Annotated in this window: 16 protein-coding genes; 11 read left to right on the top strand and 5 right to left on the bottom strand. The window is 71.0% G+C overall.

Annotation, left to right across the window (positions count from 1 at the left end; genetic code table 11):
* Positions 1 to 391 precede the first annotated feature (391 nt).
* The 4 genes from F4556_RS13810 to F4556_RS13795 all read left to right on the top strand — a co-directional run bounded on the left by F4556_RS13810 (position 392) and on the right by F4556_RS13795 (position 4,861).
* A complete protein-coding gene (locus F4556_RS13810) occupies positions 392 to 727 on the top strand; it encodes a hypothetical protein (protein ID WP_184914906.1) in 336 nt (111 codons plus the stop codon).
* Between the two features lie 180 nt (positions 728 to 907).
* Positions 908 to 2,152, top strand: coding sequence for a L,D-transpeptidase (locus F4556_RS13805; protein WP_184914903.1), 1,245 nt, complete (start codon positions 908 to 910; stop codon positions 2,150 to 2,152).
* A gap of 201 nt (positions 2,153 to 2,353) precedes the next feature.
* Positions 2,354 to 3,631 (top strand): hypothetical protein, encoded by a 1,278-nt coding sequence (locus F4556_RS13800; RefSeq protein WP_184914900.1) that lies wholly within the window; start codon positions 2,354 to 2,356, stop codon positions 3,629 to 3,631.
* 363 nt (positions 3,632 to 3,994) lie between these two features.
* On the top strand, positions 3,995 to 4,861 hold the full coding sequence (locus F4556_RS13795; RefSeq protein ID WP_184914897.1) for an AraC family transcriptional regulator: 867 nt from the start codon (positions 3,995 to 3,997) through the stop codon (positions 4,859 to 4,861).
* A gap of 70 nt (positions 4,862 to 4,931) precedes the next feature.
* On the opposite strand, the gene msrA is transcribed toward F4556_RS13795, so the two are convergent.
* The 3 genes from msrA to F4556_RS13780 form a co-directional block, all read right to left on the bottom strand.
* Entirely contained in the window at positions 4,932 to 5,597 is a 666-nt protein-coding gene (gene msrA / locus F4556_RS13790; protein WP_184914894.1) for a peptide-methionine (S)-S-oxide reductase MsrA, read from the bottom strand.
* An 85-nt stretch (positions 5,598 to 5,682) separates the two neighbouring features.
* A complete protein-coding gene (locus tag F4556_RS13785) occupies positions 5,683 to 6,729 on the bottom strand; it encodes a DUF4034 domain-containing protein (protein WP_184914890.1) in 1,047 nt (348 codons plus the stop codon).
* Between the two features lie 18 nt (positions 6,730 to 6,747).
* On the bottom strand, positions 6,748 to 8,394 hold the full coding sequence (locus F4556_RS13780; RefSeq protein ID WP_184914887.1) for a M48 family metalloprotease: 1,647 nt from the start codon (positions 8,392 to 8,394) through the stop codon (positions 6,748 to 6,750).
* Positions 8,395 to 8,544: 150 nt separating this feature from the next.
* On the opposite strand from F4556_RS13780, the gene F4556_RS13775 reads away from it, so the two are divergent.
* The 4 genes from F4556_RS13775 (at position 8,545) to F4556_RS13760 (ending at position 13,194) form a co-directional block, all read left to right on the top strand.
* The gene (locus F4556_RS13775; RefSeq protein WP_184914884.1) at positions 8,545 to 9,699 is read left to right on the top strand and encodes a cystathionine gamma-synthase; all 1,155 of its coding nucleotides are present in this window, start codon (positions 8,545 to 8,547) and stop codon (positions 9,697 to 9,699) included.
* Positions 9,700 to 9,859: 160 nt separating this feature from the next.
* The gene (gene ilvA / locus F4556_RS13770) at positions 9,860 to 11,071 is read left to right on the top strand and encodes a threonine ammonia-lyase (protein ID WP_184914882.1); all 1,212 of its coding nucleotides are present in this window, start codon (positions 9,860 to 9,862) and stop codon (positions 11,069 to 11,071) included.
* A gap of 258 nt (positions 11,072 to 11,329) precedes the next feature.
* Entirely contained in the window at positions 11,330 to 12,337 is a 1,008-nt protein-coding gene (locus F4556_RS13765) for an ATP-binding cassette domain-containing protein (protein WP_184914879.1), read from the top strand.
* Positions 12,337 to 13,194: an ABC transporter permease gene (locus tag F4556_RS13760; RefSeq protein WP_184914876.1), complete on the top strand. Its 858-nt coding sequence runs from the start codon at positions 12,337 to 12,339 to the stop codon at positions 13,192 to 13,194. Before F4556_RS13765 ends, F4556_RS13760 begins: the two co-directional genes overlap by 1 nt.
* 61 nt (positions 13,195 to 13,255) lie before the next feature.
* On the opposite strand, the gene greA is transcribed toward F4556_RS13760, so the two are convergent.
* Together greA and F4556_RS13750 are read right to left on the bottom strand one after the other, a co-directional pair.
* Positions 13,256 to 13,753: a transcription elongation factor GreA gene (gene greA / locus F4556_RS13755; RefSeq protein WP_184914873.1), complete on the bottom strand. Its 498-nt coding sequence runs from the start codon at positions 13,751 to 13,753 to the stop codon at positions 13,256 to 13,258.
* A gap of 231 nt (positions 13,754 to 13,984) precedes the next feature.
* Entirely contained in the window at positions 13,985 to 14,392 is a 408-nt protein-coding gene (locus tag F4556_RS13750) for a DUF4307 domain-containing protein (protein WP_184914870.1), read from the bottom strand.
* Between the two features lie 150 nt (positions 14,393 to 14,542).
* Here F4556_RS13750 and mca point away from each other — a divergent pair, with 150 nt between their 5' ends.
* The 3 genes from mca to F4556_RS13735 are packed head-to-tail and all read left to right on the top strand — an operon-like array spanning position 14,543 to position 17,769.
* Positions 14,543 to 15,427 (top strand): mycothiol conjugate amidase Mca, encoded by an 885-nt coding sequence (gene mca, locus F4556_RS13745; protein WP_184914867.1) that lies wholly within the window; start codon positions 14,543 to 14,545, stop codon positions 15,425 to 15,427.
* A 53-nt stretch (positions 15,428 to 15,480) separates the two neighbouring features.
* A complete protein-coding gene (locus F4556_RS13740; protein ID WP_184914864.1) occupies positions 15,481 to 15,678 on the top strand; it encodes a hypothetical protein in 198 nt (65 codons plus the stop codon).
* A gap of 36 nt (positions 15,679 to 15,714) precedes the next feature.
* Positions 15,715 to 17,769 (top strand): thioredoxin domain-containing protein, encoded by a 2,055-nt coding sequence (locus tag F4556_RS13735; protein ID WP_184914861.1) that lies wholly within the window; start codon positions 15,715 to 15,717, stop codon positions 17,767 to 17,769.
* The last annotated feature ends 13 nt before the right edge of the window (positions 17,770 to 17,782 follow it).

Below are 17,782 nucleotides of genomic sequence, written 5' to 3'. Positions count from 1 at the left end.
TCTTCCGACGAAGTGGTACACCGGCGTCACCTCCGCGCATCACGCGGTTAACACGGCTCGGGCAATGTATGTCTCACGGCAAGACGCCGAGCATGGTGACAGCAACAGTCGGGAGCGGCTCCCCGGCACCGCGGTCACCACGGACACGTCGGTCGGCCCTGACCCGGCCCACCGTGTCCGCCCGTAGGGGCTGCCGTCGTCCCGCCCCTGGCAACGGTCTCGACCGGAGTCAGGGTGCGGCGGCTCCTGCGGCACCTACCGCGCCGCGAGGCGCGTCTCCGTGACTCCCGGGTGGGGGAGTCCGACGGAGACGGCAGGGCCGGTCCCCGGTTTCCGGGGGCCGGCCCTCCCTGTTTTCCGGGAGCGGCGCGACTCGCCTACGCTCGCACACATGACCAGCACTGACCTGCCCGAGCAGGACGCCCCGCGTTACGTACGCCTCAGCATCGAGATCATCGCCGAGATCACCGACGAGCAGGCCCTGAAGGCCGCCGCCCTGGCCCAGGTCCAGAGCGACGAGTACCTGGACGACGAGGAGCGCACCCAGTCGGTGGAGGCGATCGAGGTGGACCCGTCCGGTTCGCTCGCGCACTTCATCGACCCGGTCGCGCTGCTCGGCGAGGTGCCGGGCATCGAGCTGACCTCGGCCACCTGGGAGTCCGCCCAGACCGAGTTCGACCCGACGGACGAGAACTGGGACGAGTACTCCGTCGAGCCGGCCGAGTAGTCCGCCCCCTCGCACCACCGAATCGCCCGTCCGGACTCCTCCGGGCGGGCGATTCGTCCGTTATGGCGGCATCTTCAGTAGTCTCATACGATCTCAACCGTTTGGTGACGGAACCGGTTCGTCCTGGATTGCGTTGTTTGTATCCGTAACGCCCGCAGGTGAAGAGCAGGGAGACCCACCGTGACGTCAGCCGAAGAGCAGCGCCCCAGCCCCGGCGGCAGCTGGACCCGACGTGGAGTGCTGGGCGGCCTGCTGGGCGCGCCGGTGCTCCTGCTGGCGGCCTGCAGCGGCGACTCCGACAAGGGCGGTGGCGGCGGTGCCGCCAGCGGCGCGAGCAGCTCGCCGAAGACCTCGGTCGCGAAGATCACGGTGAGCCCGGCGGACGGTGTGACGGACGCCTCCTTCACCGACCCGGTCAAGGTCACCGTCGTCGACGGGAAGCTCGGCTCGGTCAAGCTCACCGGCGAGGACGGCAAGGAGATACCCGGGCAGCTCGCCGCCGACGCGACGAGCTGGGCCTCCACCGGGCCGCTCACCAGCGGCACCAAGTACACCGTGGCGGCCGTCGCGACGGACGCGGACAAGCTGGAGGCGGACGCCAACACCAAGTTCGGCACCGCCTCCCCGGCCAACACCTTCATCGGCTACTTCACCCCGGAGAACGGCGCGACCGTCGGGGTGGGCATGCCGGTCTCGATCAACTTCAACAAGCCGGTCACCAACCGGAAGGCCGTCCAGCAGGCGATCACGGTGACCGCGCAGCCGGGCGTCGAGATCGTCGGCCACTGGTTCTCCAGCACCCGGCTGGACTTCCGGCCGGAGCAGTACTGGGCGAAGGGCACCAAGGTCACCCTGCAGCTCCGGCTGAAGGACGTGGAGGGCGCCAAGGGCGTCTACGGCACCCAGTCCAAGGACGTGAACTTCACCGTCGGCCGCAGTCAGACCAGCGTGGCCGACCTCTCCGCCGACACCCTCACGGTCACCACCGATGGCCAGGTCACCGCGACCTACCCGATCATCGGCGGTGCCCCCGAGCACAAGACCTGGGCCGGCAAGCTGGTCATCTCCGAGCAGTACCAGCAGACCAAGATGGACTCCGCGACGGTCGGCCTGGGCGACGAGTACAACATCCCGGACGTCCCGCACGCGCAGCGGCTGACCACCTCGGGCACCTTCATCCACGGCAACTACTGGTCGCCCGACTCGCAGTTCGGTAACGCCAACACCAGCCACGGCTGCATCGCGCTCAAGGATGCCAAGGGTGCTTCGGATCCGAACACCAACGGGGCCAAGTTCTACGCGAGTTCGATCGTGGGCGACGTGGTCGAGGTGATCAACTCCGGTGACAAGACGGTGGATCCGTCGAACGGCCTGAACGGCTGGAACATGGACTGGGCGACCTGGCGGGCGGGCAGCGCGGTCTGACCCCGGGTGTCTGACTTGTCATAAGAACCGGATAAGTTAGGGGGCACGTCCCGATTCCGCCACGACCGGTGAAATCGGGGTGCCCCGGCGGGTGAAAGCTGCTTGTCTGGGGACGTATCCACGAGCAGCCAAACCTCGTCGCCCCGGTTGTAACACGGCACCAGGGCGCAGCCTCTGGGGGAGAGCACCATCAACACCACCATGCGCCGCACGGTCCGGGGGGCCGTCGCCGCTACCGCCTGCACCGTCGTCCTCGCCACCGGCCTCGCCGCCTGCGGCACCGTCAAGCAGCTGTCCGCCGCCGAGAAGGTCTCCGACGCGTTCGGCAACCTCGAGGACAGCAAGACCTTCAAGGCCGAGCTCTCCTTCGGGGCGACGGCCGACGAGATCATCGCGTTCGACAAGCTCGCCAGCTCCAAGGGCAAGCCGATGGAGCGCAAGGCCGCCGAGCTGATGGCCGAGCTGAAGATCTCGGTCGCGATCAGCGCGGACAAGCCGCTCAAGGACATCGAGGCCTTCAAGAACGCCCAGTCCGGCGCCGACCCGCTCAACTCGCTCGGCCAGGACCCCGGCTTCGACGTCTCGTACGCGCTGTCCGGCAAGAGCGGCAAGAGCTACGCCGAGCTGCGCTGGGTCGACGGCAACTTCTACGTGAAGGCCGACGTCGACAGCATCGCCCAGCTGGCCGGCGAGGACGCCGGTGAGCTCAAGAGCGCCGCCGGGGCCTTCCCGAAGGTGGTCCAGGACGCCGTCTCCGGCAAGTGGATCTCCATCGAGGGCAAGACCCTCAAGGAGTTCGCCGACCAGGCCACCAAGGCCGCCGGCGCCAAGAAGGGCGCCGCCTCGGCCGCCCCGTCGGTCGACCCGAAGGTCGCCTCCGGCCTGGTGAACACCGTCAAGGACGTCCTCTCCCGCAACGTCACCTTCGAGGACAAGGGCAAGCAGGACGGCGCCGACCACGTCTACGTCTCCGCTCCGGCCAAGGCCCTCGCGGACGACCTGCTGAAGAGCATCCGGCCGGTGCTCAAGGACATCCCGGGCATGGGCGACGAGCTGCCTTCCGCCGCCCCGACCGAGATCCCGGACAAGAAGGTCGGCCTGGACGTCTTCATCAAGGACGGCTCGGTCTCCGCGCTCTCCTTCGACCTGGCCCAGATCGACAGCAAGCTGCCGGCCGAGGCGCACCTGCCGGTCAAGATGACCTTCAGCAAGGACGCGGCCGAGGCCCCGAAGGCGCCGGAGGGTGCGACCAAGTTCGCCATGTCCGACTTCGAGGAGATCGTCACCTCGATGATGGGCAGCAAGATGGGCGCCAAGGGCGGCGCGACGACCGGCGGCAAGACCGCCGCGACCCCGCTGACCGCGGCCCAGGTCAAGGAGCTGGTGGCCAAGGGCATCCCCGAGGCCCAGATCAAGCTGCTGAACCAGGGCGGCATGACCTACGAGCAGCTCAAGATGCTGGCCGACGCCGCCGGCTGACACCCCGTACGTGACGAAGGCCCCGCCGGTTTCCCGGCGGGGCCTTCGTCGTGCTGAGCGACCGTCAGCCCTCGGTGCGGGCCACGCCGATCGGGTAGCTGGCGCCGGTGCCGCCGAGTCTGCTCTGCCATGTGACCCGTAGTGGCACAGCGCCCGTTGTAGGAGGGCGAGTTGGCCGGTGGCTTCATAGCGGGTGGCCGGCGAGTGTGCTGCGGTCGTGCCGTGGTGCTGGTCCGACTCCGATTCGTGGGGGTGAGGAGACCGCCGGTGGTCTCTCGTACCCGACCGAAGCGGGCACAGGATGTCGGGTGCGGCAGGGTGAGGACTTCCTAGGGTGAGTGATCGAAAGGGAAGGAGACCGGGGTGCTGGAACGGCTGAACCAGGCCATGGAACACATCGAGGGCAATCTCGACCAGCAGATCGATGTGGCCGAGCTGGCCCGCATCGCGCTGACGTCCGACTACCACTTGCGGCGGCTGTTCTCCATGCTGGCCGGGATCCCGCTGTCGGAGTACGTCCGGCGCCGGCGGCTGACCGTCGCGGGGGCCGAGGTGCTCGCGGGGGAGCGGACGCTGCTGGACGTCGCGACGCGGTACGGCTACGGATCGGCCGAGGCGTTCGCACGGGCGTTCCGCGCGGTGCACGGTGTCGGTCCCGGTGAGGCCAGGCGGACCGGTGCGGCTCTGCAGTCCCAGTCCCGGATGTCCTTCCGACTCGTCATCGAAGGGAGCAGCACCATGAAGTACCAGGTCGTGGAGAAGGAGGAGTTCCGTGTCGTCGGCAAGAAGGCCACAGTCCCTCTGATCCACGAGGGGGTGAACCCGCACATCGCCGAGCATGTTCGGAGCATCGGACCGGAGACTGTGCAGCGCATCGCGAGCCTGTCCGACCAGGAGCCGGAGGGGATCCTCTCGGTGATCGCGCATCTCTCCGACAGCCGTGAGGAGGGAAGCGAACTCGACTACTGGCATGCGGTGGTGACCAGCGCCGAGGCACCCGAGGACCTTGACGTGCTTACTGTCCCGGCGGGTACGTGGGCCGTCTTCGAGAACACCGGGCCGTACCCGCAGGCGCTTCAGCACCTGTGGCGGGACGTGTTCACGCAGTGGTTCCCGTCCAACCCGTACGCGAGTCGGCCGGGGCCCGAGATCCTGCGTACCCGACCGTCGGCGGACTGGACGGAGTCGGACACCCAGCTGTGGATCCCGGTGGAGCGAACTGCGCTCTGACGGGACGACGCTCGACGGTTCGAGCCCTCACCCGGAAGACCGGGGAGGGCTCGAACCGTGTGCGGATGCTTCAGCTGTCCGTCTTGGCCACGCCGATCGGGCAGCTGGCGCCGGTGCCGCCGAGGCCGCAGTAGCCGTTCGGGTTCTTGGCGTCGGAGAGGTACTGCTGGTGGTAGGGCTCGGCCGGGTAGAACGGGCCGGCCGGGCCGGTCTCGGTGGTGATCGGGCCCAGGCCGATCGCGGTCAGGGCGGGCTGGAAGGCGGCCTGCGAAGCGGCCAGGGCGGCCGCCTGCTCCGGGGTGTGGGTGTAGGCGGCGGAGCGGTACTGGGTGCCCTGGTCGTTGCCCTGGCGGAAGCCCTGGGTCGGGTCGTGCGCCTCCCAGAAGGTCTTCAGCAGCGTCTCGTAGCTGACCAGCGCCGGGTCGTAGACCACCCGGACCGCCTCGGTGTGGCCCGTCCGGCCGCTGCACACCTCTTCGTACGTCGGGTTCTCGGTGTGCCCGCCCTGGTAGCCGACCAGGGTGGTCCAGACGCCGTCCAGCTCCCAGAACTTCCGCTCGGCGCCCCAGAAGCAGCCCATCGCGAAGTCGGCGGTCTCCAGACCGGCGGGGTAGGGGCCGGTCAGCGGGGTGCCGAGCACGGTGTGCGGCTCGGTCAGCGTGAACAGCGGGGCCGCCCGCCCGGGCAGGGCCTGCTCGGCGGTGACCAGCTCGCTCTTGTGACGGTTGAACAGCACGGCTGCTCCCAAGGATCGGGGGACGGTGCCCCCTTCAACGCCCGGCGGCCGCCCGGGATTCCGCCGGGCGGCCGACCGGTCGGCGTCAGCGGGAGAGGGCGACCACGGTCCGGGCCCGGAGCTCGACGAACTCGTCCGGCTCGCCCAGGAACGGGGCCGGGATCACCGGGCCGAGCGCCTGGAACTGTGCCAGCGCCTCGGCGTGCCGGCCCTGGCCGGCCAGGAAGCCGACCACCCGGCCACGGGCGCCGGGCAGCTCCGGGTGGTCCGGCCGGGCGGCCGCGATGTCGGCCAGCACGGTGTCCACGGCGGCCCGCAGTTCGGCGGTGTTCCTGGTCTCGGCCTTGCCGTCCTGCTCGCTGTGGGCGTCCAGCTTGAGGGTGCTGAGCAGGCTGCCGGCCGGGGCGGCGGCGATCGCGCCGTCCACGAAGGCGTGCATCAGGTCGTCGCTGCCGTGCCACTTGCGGCACCAGTACTGCATGGCCTGCCAGTGCGCGTCCCGGTTCAGCGGGGTGCGCTTGACCACCTCGGCCCAGAACTCCCGGAACTGGTCGTTCGACCAGTTGTTCCCCCGGGCCAGCGCGAGCTGGGCCAGGTACGGGCTCGGGTCGGCGGCCGGGGCCAGCCGGACGGCCTCGGCGGCGGCCTCGGTGGCCTGCTCGAGCTTCCGTACGAAGCCGTCCCGCATCTCGTCGGTGACGCTGTTGGCGTAGCCGGAGCCGCGGATCGCCCAGCCCGCGTGGACCAGGGCGTCCACGTGCAGCGCGGCGGCGTCGGAGTTGTCCGGCTGCTCCATCCGCCAGGCGTTCAGCCAGCTGTCGTCCCGGGAGGCCGGGCCGACGAAGAGCTCGGTCCGGCTCCAGCGCTCGTCCCAGTCGGTGCCCGCCGCGTCGATGTACGCGGCGGCCTCCCGCCAGCTGCCGTCCCGGACGGCGGACAGGGCGATCCGGGCGTCGTCGTCGACCGTGGTGCGGCCGAGCACCAGGCCCTGGTTGGGCACCAGCCCGAACTGGGAGGCCCGGGCCGGGTCGGACAGCACCTCGGCGTGGCTCACGTTGGCGGCCCGCTTGGCCTTCAGCGACTTGAACAGGGTGAACAGCAGCGCGCAGACGGCGATGGTGAGGAACAGCATGCGTGGGGCTCCGGTGGTTCAGTGAGCGGCCGGGGTGAGCCCGGCGGTGGTGAGCAGGGTGCGCAGTGGGGCGGTGTCCGGGGCGTCCGCGACCGCGGCGTCCAGGGCGGAGGTGAAGGCCTCGTCCCAGCCGTCCGGCAGGTGCAGGACGGCGGCGGTGGACCAGGAGAACTCCCAGTGGGCCAGGCCCGATTCGGCCAGCGCCAGCACGGTGAGCCGGGCCAGGCTGCCGCGGAAGACCGGACGGGCGGCCTCCCGGGCGGCCAGGCCGGTCGCGGCGGTGGTCCGCTCGTCGCGCGGGAGCCGGCCGGCCAGCTCCCAGGTGCGGCCGGCGTCGATCGCGTCCAGCAGCGCCTCGACCGTGCCGGGCAGCCCGGCGGAGGTGAGCGCGGTCAGGACCGGCTGGCAGTCCTCGCGGCAGTCGGCCAGGCAGGCGGTCTGCACCAGCTCGGGCCACTCCACCCGGCGCTTGGTCGCGGCCTCGGGCACCAGCGAGACCGACTCCAGGTCGGCCAGCGTCCGTTCGGCCTCGCGCAGCAGCACGAGCGCGGAGCCGGACCCCTCGGCGGCCCGGCCGTCCTCGGGCAGCGCCTCGATCGCGGCCACCCGCTGGGCGATCGGCGGGTGCGAGTCGTACGGGTCGGCCTGGTCCTCGTCCTGATCCAGCGTCAGCTCGGCCAGCTCCTGCCGGCGCTTCGGGTCGGCGAGCAGCTCGGCCAGCCCGCCGTACACCTGACCCGGCATCGGCAGCAGGCCGGCGGACCAGCCGATGGTGGCGTACCGGTGCAGGTAGAAGTCCTCGGCGGCGGCCAGCAGCGGCAGCCGGCGCAGCGCGGCGGCGGTGGCGTCCCGCCCGGCGATGGCGGCGGCGGACCGGTCGGCGGCGAACTCCTGACGGCGGCTCACCGACTCGGAGACCCGGAAGTACAGCTTGGCGTACTGGGTGAAGAGCTTGGCCAGCACCCGGTCGACACCGCCGCCCGCCTCCTCGTCGGAGACCTTCTTGCCCTTGGCCAGCCGCTTGGCGGCCTTCGCCCTGAGCTCGGCCTCCTGCTCGGCCTGGTGGCCGTCGGCGCGCGCGTGCAGGCTTTCGATGGTGTGCAGGATCGCGGTCCGCCCGGCCACCGTGACCCCGGCCAGCCGGACGTCGCGGTTGCTGTAGTGGCCGAACTCGTGGGCCAGCACCGAGTCCAGCTCGGCCTCGGTCAGACCGATCAGCAGCGGCGCGCCGATCACCAGGTGCCGCTTGCCGGGGATCAGCCCGAGCAGCCTGGTCTCCTCCCGGACGCCCGCGTTGACCTCGGGGATCAGCCGGATCTCGGCCGGGCCGCGGACGCCGGTCCGCTCGGCGATCCGGTCCACCCTGGCCCACAGCTCCGGCTGCTGGGCCCGGGTCACCAGCAGGCCGTGCGCCTCGCCCCGCTCCCGCGGACGGCGGGTCAGGAAGACCACCCGGAGCACCGGGTACGCGAAGGCCAGGCTGACCAGGACCACCTTGCCGATCAGCGCGTTGAACCGCCCGGTCTCCACCACCAGCGCGATGTCGAGGCCCAGCACACCGAGCACGATGCCGGCCGCGAGCAGATAGAAGCCGACCAGCATGGCGACCGCCAGGGCGGCCCGCCCCGCAGTGCTCATTCCGGTGGGTCGCGCGGGCGTGCCCATGCGGTCCTCCCCTTGACGTTCCGTCCGCAGCCTGAACATGTGTGCGGAAAGTGCAGATCGTAGCCGCCCGGCGGGCCGCACTTGACGGGCGGTCGGCAACGCGGGCGCTCTGCCCGCCCTTGGCCCGTTTCGACCACTAGGCTCAGCGGTATGACCGAGCACCAGCTTCCCCAGGGCTTCGAGACTCTCGCCATCCACGCGGGTCAGGAAGCAGACCCCCAGACCGGGGCCGTCGTCACGCCGATCTACCAGGTGTCCACCTACAAGCAGGACGGCGTCGGCGGCCTCCGGAACGGCTACGAGTACAGCCGTTCCGCCAACCCCACCCGGACCGCGCTCGAGGAGTGCCTCGCCGCGATCGAGGGCGGCGCCCGTGGCCTCGCCTTCGCCTCCGGCCTCGCCGCCGAGGACACCCTGCTGCGCACCGTGCTGAAGCCGGGCGACCACATCGTCATCCCGAACGACGCCTACGGCGGCACCTTCCGGCTGTTCGCCAAGGTGCTCACCCGCTGGGGCGTCGAGTTCTCCGTCGCCGACACCCAGAACCTGGCCGCCGTCCGGGACGCGCTGCGCCCCAACACCCGCGCGCTCTGGGTGGAGACCCCCTCCAACCCGCTGCTCGGGATCTCCGACATCGCCGGGCTGGCCGAGGTGGCCCACCAGGCCGGTGCGCTGCTGGTGGTGGACAACACCTTCGCCAGCCCGTACCTGCAGCAGCCGCTCTCGTTCGGCGCCGACGTGGTGGTGCACTCGACCACCAAGTACATGGGCGGCCACTCCGACGTGGTCGGCGGCGCCCTGGTGGCGGCCGAGGCCGGACTCGGCGAGGAGCTGGCGTACCACCAGAACGCGATGGGCGCGGTGGCCGGGCCGTTCGACGCCTGGCTGGTGCTGCGCGGCATCAAGACCCTGGGCGTCCGGATGGACCGGCACAGCTCCAACGCCGCGAAGGTCGCCGAGCTGCTCTCCGCCCACCCCAAGGTCAGCCAGGTGATCTACCCCGGTCTGCCCTCGCACCCCGGGCACGACATCGCCGCCAAGCAGATGAAGGCGTTCGGCGGCATGGTCTCGTTCCGGGTCAACGGTGGCGAGCAGGCCGCGGTGGACGTCTGCAACCGGGCCGAACTCTTCACCCTCGGCGAGTCGCTGGGCGGCGTCGAGTCGCTGATCGAGCACCCGGGCCGGATGACGCACGCCTCGGTGGCGGGCTCCGCGCTGGAGGTCCCCTCGGACCTGGTCCGCGTCTCCGTCGGCATCGAGGCGATCGACGACCTCCTGGCGGACCTGACCCGCGCGCTCGGCTAGGCAGCACAGTCGGTTGCACCACCAGGGGCTCGGGGAACGGCGACGGTTCGTGGCTGGCGGGTATCACTGCGAAAGTGCCTGACCACCCACGTATCTGCAACGCTCCTGAGGTCGGCGTCGCCGTTCCTCGAGCCCCTGGGTTCTGCCAAGTAAGGATTCCATGGACAGCTGGCCGATCACCCTGGACGACGTCCGCGGTGCGCACAAGATGCTCGCCGGGGTCGCCCGGGTCACGCCGATGGAGAGCAGCCGGTACCTGGCGGGGCTGATCGGTTCGCCGGTGCACCTCAAGTGCGAGAACCTGCAGCGCACCGGTTCGTTCAAGCTGCGCGGCGCGTACGTCCGGATCGCCGGGCTGTCGCCGGTGGAGCGGGCCGGTGGTGTGGTGGCGGCGAGCGCGGGCAACCACGCGCAGGGGGTGGCGCTGGCCGCCTCGCTGCTGGGGGTGCGGTCCACCGTGTTCATGCCGCTGGCGGCCCCGCTGCCCAAGGTGGCGGCGACCCGGGACTACGGCGCCGAGGTGCGGCTGCACGGCAGCACCGTGGACGAGGCCCTGCGGGCGGCGCAGCAGTACGCGGACGCGACCGGCGCGGTGTTCATCCACCCGTTCGACCACTGGGACATCGTCACCGGTCAGGCCACCGTCGGCCTGGAGATCCTGGAGCAGTGCCCGGAGGTCCGCACCATCCTGGTCGGGGTGGGCGGCGGCGGGCTGCTGGCCGGGATCGCGGCGGCGGTCAAGCCGCTCCGCCCGGACGTCCAGGTGATCGGGGTGCAGGCGGCCGGCGCGGCCGCGTACCCGCCCTCGCTGGCGGCGGGCCGGCCGGTCTCGCTGGAGCGGTTCGCGACCATGGCGGACGGGATCATGGTGGGCCGTCCGGGTGACATCCCGTTCGAGGTGGTGAACAGCCTGGCCGACGGGGTCAGGACGGTGTCCGAGGAGGGGCTGTCCCGGGCCCTGCTGCTCAGTCTGGAGCGGCTCAAGCTGGTGGTGGAGCCGGCCGGGGCGAGCCCGGTGGCCGCGCTGCTGGAGCACCCGGAGAGCTTCAAGGGGCCGGTGGTGGCGGTGCTCTCGGGCGGCAACATCGACCCGCAGCTGATGCAACGGGTGCTGCGGCACGGGCTGGTGGCGGCGGGCCGGTACCTGTCGATCCGGGTCCGGCTGGCCGACAAGCCGGGGGCGCTGGCCGATCTGCTGGCGGTGCTCACCAGGGTGGACGCCAACGTGCTGGACATCGCGCACGTCCGGATCGACCCCCGGCTCGGTCTGACCGAGGTCGAGGTGGACCTGCACCTGGAGACCAAGGGCCCCGAGCACTGCGCCGCGGTGCTGGGCGATCTCCGCGACGCGGGCTACGTGGTCACCCAGTAGTCGAAAGGTCCCAGCAGCCGGAAAACCAGGGGCGGTTGTCAGTCCCAACTGAGAGGGTGTCAGCGCGGATCGGCTCCGCGCTGTCCTTGCTGCGCCATGCGCCCGATCCTTGACGCGATATATCGCGAGCTGTCATTCTCGCGATGCATCGTGTTTCTCCGATGTCGCTCCCCGGCATGGAATCCGGTTCGCTCGGGTATTCCCCTCGGGTCAGAGTGGACATATCAGTCATATCGTCAGAGGAGATGAGGCAGGCTCATGGCGCCAGCCATCCAAGCCGAGAACCTGGTCAAGACCTTCGGTGACGTACGTGCCCTCGACGGCGTCAGCCTCGACGTTCCGGAGGGCACGGTTCTCGGACTGCTCGGCCCGAACGGCGCCGGCAAGACCACCACGGTCCGCGTGCTCACCACCCTGCTCCGCCCGGACTCCGGCCACGCCGTGGTCGCTGGGGTGGACGTGCTCAAGCACCCGAACAAGGTGCGCAGCCTGATCGGTCTCTCCGGTCAGTACGCCGCCGTCGACGAGTACCTGACGGGCCGTGAGAACCTGCAGATGGTCGGCGAGCTCTACCAGATGAGCGTGCGGGACGCGAAGGCCCGCGCCCGCGAGCTGCTGGAGTGGTTCAACCTCACCGAGGCCGCCGACCGCACCGCCAAGACCTACTCCGGCGGTATGCGTCGCCGGCTCGACCTGGCGGCCGCGCTGGTGGTCCGGCCCCCGGTGATGTTCCTGGACGAGCCGACCACGGGTCTGGACCCGCGCAACCGGCTCGCGCTCTGGGAGGTCATCGAGACCCTGGTCGAGCAGGGCACCACCCTGCTGCTGACCACCCAGTACCTGGAGGAGGCGGACCGCCTCGCCCACGACATCGCGGTGGTCGACCACGGCAAGGTGATCGCCCGCGGCACCGCCGACGAGCTCAAGGCCCAGATCGGCGGCGAGCGGGTCGAGGTGGTGGTGCACCGGCGCGACGACGTGACCGAGGCGCTGGCCGCGCTGACCCCGTACGCCAAGGGCGACCCGTCGCTGGAGAAGAACACCCGCAAGATCACCATCCCGGTGAGCGGTGGCGCCAAGGTGCTCGCCGACGTGATCCGCGAGCTGGACTCGCGCTCGATCGAGATCGACGACATCGGTCTGCGCCGCCCGACCCTGGACGACGTGTTCCTCTCGCTGACCGGCCACGCCACGGCCGCGGCGGCCGAGGACGAGGACGAGCCGCAGCCCGCCAAGGGCCGCAAGGGCCACGGGAAGGACGCCTGATGACCACGGCCACCGAACACGCGATCGGCGGCGCCGTCCCGCAGCAGCGGCACGGTGTCGGCGCGATGCTGCACGACTCCTGGGTGATCGCCAAGCGGAACCTGCGCCGGATGACCCGGATCCCGGAGATCGTGGTCTTCGGGCTGATGCAGCCGGTGATGTTCGTGCTGCTGTTCTCGTACGTGATGGGCGGGGCGATCCAGATCCCCGGCACCAGCGCGAGCGCCAGCACGTACACCCAGTTCCTGATGGCGGGCATCTTCGCCCAGACCGTCACCTTCGCGGTGGCCGGCGCCTCGGCCGGTATCGCGGAGGACATGACCAAGGGGCTGGTGGACCGGTTCCGCTCGCTCCCGATGACCCGCTCCGCCGTGCTGGTCGGCCGCACGCTGGCCGACCTGGTGCAGACCGCCTTCACCCTGCTGGTGCTGATGGTCGTCGCGGTGCTGGTCGGCTGGCGGATCCACGAGGGCTTCCTGAAGGCGCTCGGCGCGTTCGGGCTGCTGCTCCTGCTCGGCTACTCCTTCTCCTGGATCGGCGCGCTGATCGGTCTGTCGGTGCGCAGCCCGGAGGCGGCCACCTCGGCCGGTCTGATCTGGCTGTTCCCGCTGACCTTCATCTCGAACGCCTTCGTGCCGGTCAGCTCGATGCCGGGCTGGCTGCAGCCGATCGCCTACTGGAACCCGTTCAGCGCGACGGTGCAGGCCTGCCGTGACCTGTTCGGCAACCAGGTCGGCCCGGTCACCGGCGGCTGGCCGATGGAGAACGCGGTGCTGCTCTCGGTGCTGTGGTCGCTGGTCATCACGGCCTTCTTCTCCTGGCTGTCGGTCCGCAAGTACCGCTCCGCGGTCGGTTGATCACACGCGAGCGGCGGCTTCCCCTTCGGAGGGGAAGCCGCCGCTCGCGTGTGTCCGGGGATCAGGCGTGCGGCTTGGCCGCGATCACCTTGACCATCGCCCGCTTGCCGTTCGGCAGCTCGTAGTGCGCCTCGTCGCCGATCTTCTTCCCGTCGATGGCCGCACCGAGCGGGGACTGCGGGGAGTAGACGTCCACGTCGGACGCGCCCGCCATCTCGCGGGAGCCGAGCAGGAAGACCATGGTGTCGTCCTCGTCGCCGTCGAAGGCGATCGTCACGACCATGCCGGGGGCCACCACGCCGGAGTCCGCGGGGGCCTCGCCGACCTTGGCCCGCTCCAGCAGCTGGGTGAGCTGACGGATCCGCAGCTCGCCCTTGCCCTGGTCGTCGCGGGCCGCGTGGTAGCCGGCGTTCTCCTTGAGGTCACCCTCCTCGCGGGCCGCCTCGATCTTCTTGACGATCTCGGCCCGCCAGGGTCCGGTCATGTAGTCCAGCTCGGCCTTGAGCTGGTCGTAGCCGGACTGAGTGAGCCAGGTCACGTTCTCGCTGGTCTGGGTCACAGGTGCTCCTCGTAGGTGCTGGGCTGCGCTGAGGGTTGGTGTCAGCCGGGAACGGGGCGTACTACAAAGCATCGCCCGCTCTCGTGCCGTCCTGGCTGGAGAGGGGCGAAACCACGAGCCTAACAATTTCCCGACTGGAGCGGGAGGGTCCTTTACGCGTCCCGGCCGGCGCTTCCCGCTGCTTCCCGGTAGCGATGCCCGGTACGGCCGTCGAATATGCGCCCGAACGGATTACTTGGCGGGCGCACAACCGAGCAGCTCGGCGGCGGTGGCCCGGGCCGTGGTGCGCAGCGTGACGACCTCGTCGTAGCGCGATCCGGCGGCCGGGATCGGGAAGTCGTGCAGCCCCACCACGCCGCCGTCCTCGGACTGCGCGCGGACGGTGCAGACCCCCGCCGTGCCGTCCTCCTTGAGCACCGAGAGCTGCACCTGCATCGCCTCGGCGGAGACCACCTGGAAACCCGGCATCAGACCGTTCATGGCCGAGCCCTTGGAGATGTAGCTGACGCCCAGCCAGCCGACCAGCGCCAGGCCGAGCGCACCGCAGACCAGGCCGGTGATCCGCAGCCGGCGGTCGGCCTCGCGGTCGCTGCGCTTGCCGTAGCGGGCGGGAGCGATGGTCGTACGTCCGGAGTCCATGGGCGGCTCAGTCCTTTCGACGAGGGGCCGACGGTCCACCGGGGGAATGGACGGGCCCTCCGGTCAGTCACTATAGGAGGGCAGCATCCGCGCCGGACGCGGCGGGGGACCGGCCCGACGAACCGGATGATTCCCGGAAGGAACCAGGCGTTGACTGAGCAGTTGCGACTGATGGCGGTACACGCGCACCCGGACGACGAGTCCAGCAAGGGCGCCGCCACCATGGCCATGTACGTCTCACAGGGGGTGGACGTGCTGGTCGCCACCTGCACCGGCGGTGAGCGTGGCTCGATTCTCAACCCCAAGCTCCAGGGCGACCCTTGGGTCGAGGAGAACATCCACGAGGTGCGCCGGAAGGAGATGGACGCCGCCCGCGAGATCCTCGGCGTCAAGCAGGCCTGGCTCGGCTTCGTCGACTCCGGCCTGCCGGAGGGCGACCCGCTGCCGCCGCTGCCCGAGGGCTGCTTCGCGCTCCAGGAGGTGGCCGATGCGGCCGCCCCGCTGGTGAAGCTGATCCGCGAGTTCCGGCCGCACGTGATCACCACGTACGACGAGAACGGCGGCTACCCGCACCCCGACCACATCATGACCCACAAGATCACCATGGCCGCCTTCGACGCCGCCGGTGACCCGGACGCCTACCCCGAGGCCGGCGCGCCCTGGCAGCCGTCCAAGGTCTACTACAACCACGGCTTCCCGATGGGCCGGATCCGGGCCATGCACGCCTACCTGGTGGAGAACGACCTCGAGTCGCCGTACGGCGAGTGGATCGAGGGGTGGGAGAAGAGCGGCCGCAAGGAGCGCGAGATCACCACCCGGGTGGTCTGCGACGAGTGGTTCGAGATCCGGGACCGCGCGCTGATCGCGCACGCCACCCAGATCGACCCGGACGGCCCGTGGTTCCGGATCCCGCTGGACGTCCAGAAGAAGGTCTGGCCGACCGAGGACTACGAGCTGGTCCGCTCGCTGGTGGACACCGACCTCCCCGAGGACGACCTGTTCGCCGGCCTGCGCGCCTCCGTCACCACCGCCTGACACCCCGACACGCACCCACCCCGGTGACCCGGCCCGTGTAGGGCCGGGTCACCATGGGAGACATGAGCACCCCGATGCACCTCACCACCCTCGCCGCCGAGACCTTCGACAAGGCCAAGGTGACGCCCGGCCTGCTGGGCTTCGTGGTCTTCGCCGTCCTCGGCGTGGCCACCTGGTTCCTGGTCAAGTCGATGAACAAGCAGTTCGGCCGGGTGAACTTCGTCGAGGAGCCCGAGCAGCCCAAGGACTGACACCGTTCCGGCACGCTGATGCGCAAGGATGGGGTCATGCCGAACCGTCTCGCGGACGCGACCTCGCCGTACTTGCAGCAGCACGCCGACAACCCGGTGGACTGGTGGCCCTGGGGGCCGGCGGCCTTCGAGGAGGCCGCCCGGCGCGGGGTGCCGGTGCTGCTGAGCGTCGGGTATGCGGCGTGCCACTGGTGTCATGTGATGGCGCACGAGTCCTTCGAGGACGAGGCGATCGCCCAGTACGCCAACGAGCACTTCGTCGCGGTGAAGGTGGACCGCGAGGAGCGGCCCGACGTGGACGCGGTGTACATGGAGGCGGTGCAGGCGGCCACCGGGCAGGGTGGGTGGCCGATGACGGTCTTCCTGACGCCCGAGAAGGACCCGTTCTACTTCGGGACGTACTTCCCGCCCGCGCCGCGGCACGGGATGCCCGGCTTCCGGCAGGTGCTGGAGGGGGTCAGTGCCGCCTGGCGGGACCGGCGGGACGAGGTCGGCGAGGTGGCCGAGCGGATCAGGGCCGACCTGGCCGAGCGGGCCGCGGTGTACGGGGTCGGCAGCGGGGTCCACCAGGTGCCCGGGGCCGAGGAGTTGGCCAAGGCGGCGGCCGAGCTCGGCCGGAGCTACGACGCCAAGCGCGGCGGCTTCGGCGGGGCGCCGAAGTTCCCGCCGTCGATGGCGGTGGAGTTCCTGCTCAGGCACCACGCGAGCACCGGCTCGGTCGAGGCGCTGGAGATGGCCCGGCACACCTGTGAGGCGATGGCCAGGGGCGGGATCTACGACCAGCTGGGCGGCGGCTTCGCCCGGTACGCGGTGGACGCCGAGTGGGTGGTGCCGCACTTCGAGAAGATGCTCTACGACAACGCCCTGCTGCTCCGGGTCTACCTGCACCTGTGGCGGGCCACCGGCGAGGAGCTGCCGCGCCGGATCGCGCTGGAGACCGCCGACTTCCTGCTGGCCGAACTCCGCACCCCCGAGGGCGGGTTCGCCTCCGCGCTGGACGCGGACAGCCTGGACCCGGCCACCGGCAAGTCCGCCGAGGGCGCGTACTACGCCTGGACCCCGGAGCAGCTGACCGAGGTGCTGGGCGCCGAGGACGGCGCGCTGGCCGTCGAGCTGTTCGAGGTGACCGGCACCTTCGAGCACGGTTCCTCGGTGCTCCAGCTGCTCGCCGACCCGGCGGACGACAAGGCGTACGGCCGGATCAGGGAGCGGCTGCTGACGGCCCGTCGGCAGCGGCCCGCCCCCGCCCGGGACGACAAGGTGGTGGCCGCCTGGAACGGGCTGGCGATCGCCGCGCTGGCCGAGACCGGCGCGCTGCTGGAGCGGCCCGACCTGGTGGAGGCCGCCGTCCGGGCCGCCGACCTGCTGCTCGCCGTCCACCTGACCGAGGAGGGCCGCCTGCTGCGCACCTCCAGGGACGGCCGGGCCGGGGCCAATGCGGGTGTGCTGGAGGACTACGCGGACACCGCCGAGGGCTTCCTCGCGCTGTACGCGGTGACCGGCGACGCCGAGTGGCTGGCGCTGGCCGGCGGGCTGCTCGACACCGTGCTGAGTCACTTTGTCGACACCGCGTCAGGCGCCCTGTACGACACGGCGGACGACGCAGAGGAGCTGATCCGCCGCCCGCAGGACCCGACCGACAACGCCACCCCCTCGGGCTGGACCGCCGCCGCGCAGGCCCTGCTCACGTACGCCGCCTACACCGGCTCCGAGCGCCACCGGACCGCCGCCGAGCGGGGTTTGGGGATCGTCGGCGCGCTGGGCAGCCGGGCGCCCCGGTTCATCGGCTGGGGCCTGGCGGCCGCCGAGGCGCTGGCCGACGGGCCGCGCGAGGTCGCCGTGATCGGCCGGCCCGGGGTCGCCGAGACCGCGCTGCTGCACCGGACCGCCCTGCTCGGCACCGCACCGGGCGCCGTGGTGGCGGTCGGCGAGCCGGGTTCGACGGAGGTGCCGCTGCTGGTGGACCGGCCGCTGCTGGACGGCGAGTCGGCCGCGTACGTCTGCCACCACTTCAGCTGCGACGCCCCGACGGCGGACCCGGCCGAGCTGGCCGGGAAGCTCGGGGTGCGGGTCGGAAATCTTGGTGCGTGAGCGTCCGGTGCTC

This window comes from Kitasatospora gansuensis (assembly GCF_014203705.1).
Classification (GTDB): domain Bacteria; phylum Actinomycetota; class Actinomycetes; order Streptomycetales; family Streptomycetaceae; genus Kitasatospora; species Kitasatospora gansuensis.
This window is presented reverse-complemented; position numbering and strand designations above follow the sequence as displayed.

What these genes read in the sequence shown, in the direction of transcription:
- F4556_RS13810 (WP_184914906.1), top strand. Translation starts at nt 392, where the DNA reads ATGACCAGCACTGACCTGCCCGAGCAGGACGCCCCGCGTTACGTACGC.
- F4556_RS13800 (WP_184914900.1), top strand. Translation starts at nt 2,354, where the DNA reads ATGCGCCGCACGGTCCGGGGGGCCGTCGCCGCTACCGCCTGCACCGTC.
- F4556_RS13785 (WP_184914890.1), bottom strand. Translation starts at nt 6,729, where the DNA reads ATGCTGTTCCTCACCATCGCCGTCTGCGCGCTGCTGTTCACCCTGTTC.
- F4556_RS13780 (WP_184914887.1), bottom strand. Translation starts at nt 8,394, where the DNA reads ATGGGCACGCCCGCGCGACCCACCGGAATGAGCACTGCGGGGCGGGCC.
- F4556_RS13775 (WP_184914884.1), top strand. Translation starts at nt 8,545, where the DNA reads ATGACCGAGCACCAGCTTCCCCAGGGCTTCGAGACTCTCGCCATCCAC.
- ilvA (WP_184914882.1), top strand. Translation starts at nt 9,860, where the DNA reads ATGGACAGCTGGCCGATCACCCTGGACGACGTCCGCGGTGCGCACAAG.
- F4556_RS13765 (WP_184914879.1), top strand. Translation starts at nt 11,330, where the DNA reads ATGGCGCCAGCCATCCAAGCCGAGAACCTGGTCAAGACCTTCGGTGAC.
- F4556_RS13760 (WP_184914876.1), top strand. Translation starts at nt 12,337, where the DNA reads ATGACCACGGCCACCGAACACGCGATCGGCGGCGCCGTCCCGCAGCAG.
- F4556_RS13750 (WP_184914870.1), bottom strand. Translation starts at nt 14,392, where the DNA reads ATGGACTCCGGACGTACGACCATCGCTCCCGCCCGCTACGGCAAGCGC.
- F4556_RS13740 (WP_184914864.1), top strand. Translation starts at nt 15,481, where the DNA reads ATGGGAGACATGAGCACCCCGATGCACCTCACCACCCTCGCCGCCGAG.
- F4556_RS13735 (WP_184914861.1), top strand. Translation starts at nt 15,715, where the DNA reads ATGCCGAACCGTCTCGCGGACGCGACCTCGCCGTACTTGCAGCAGCAC.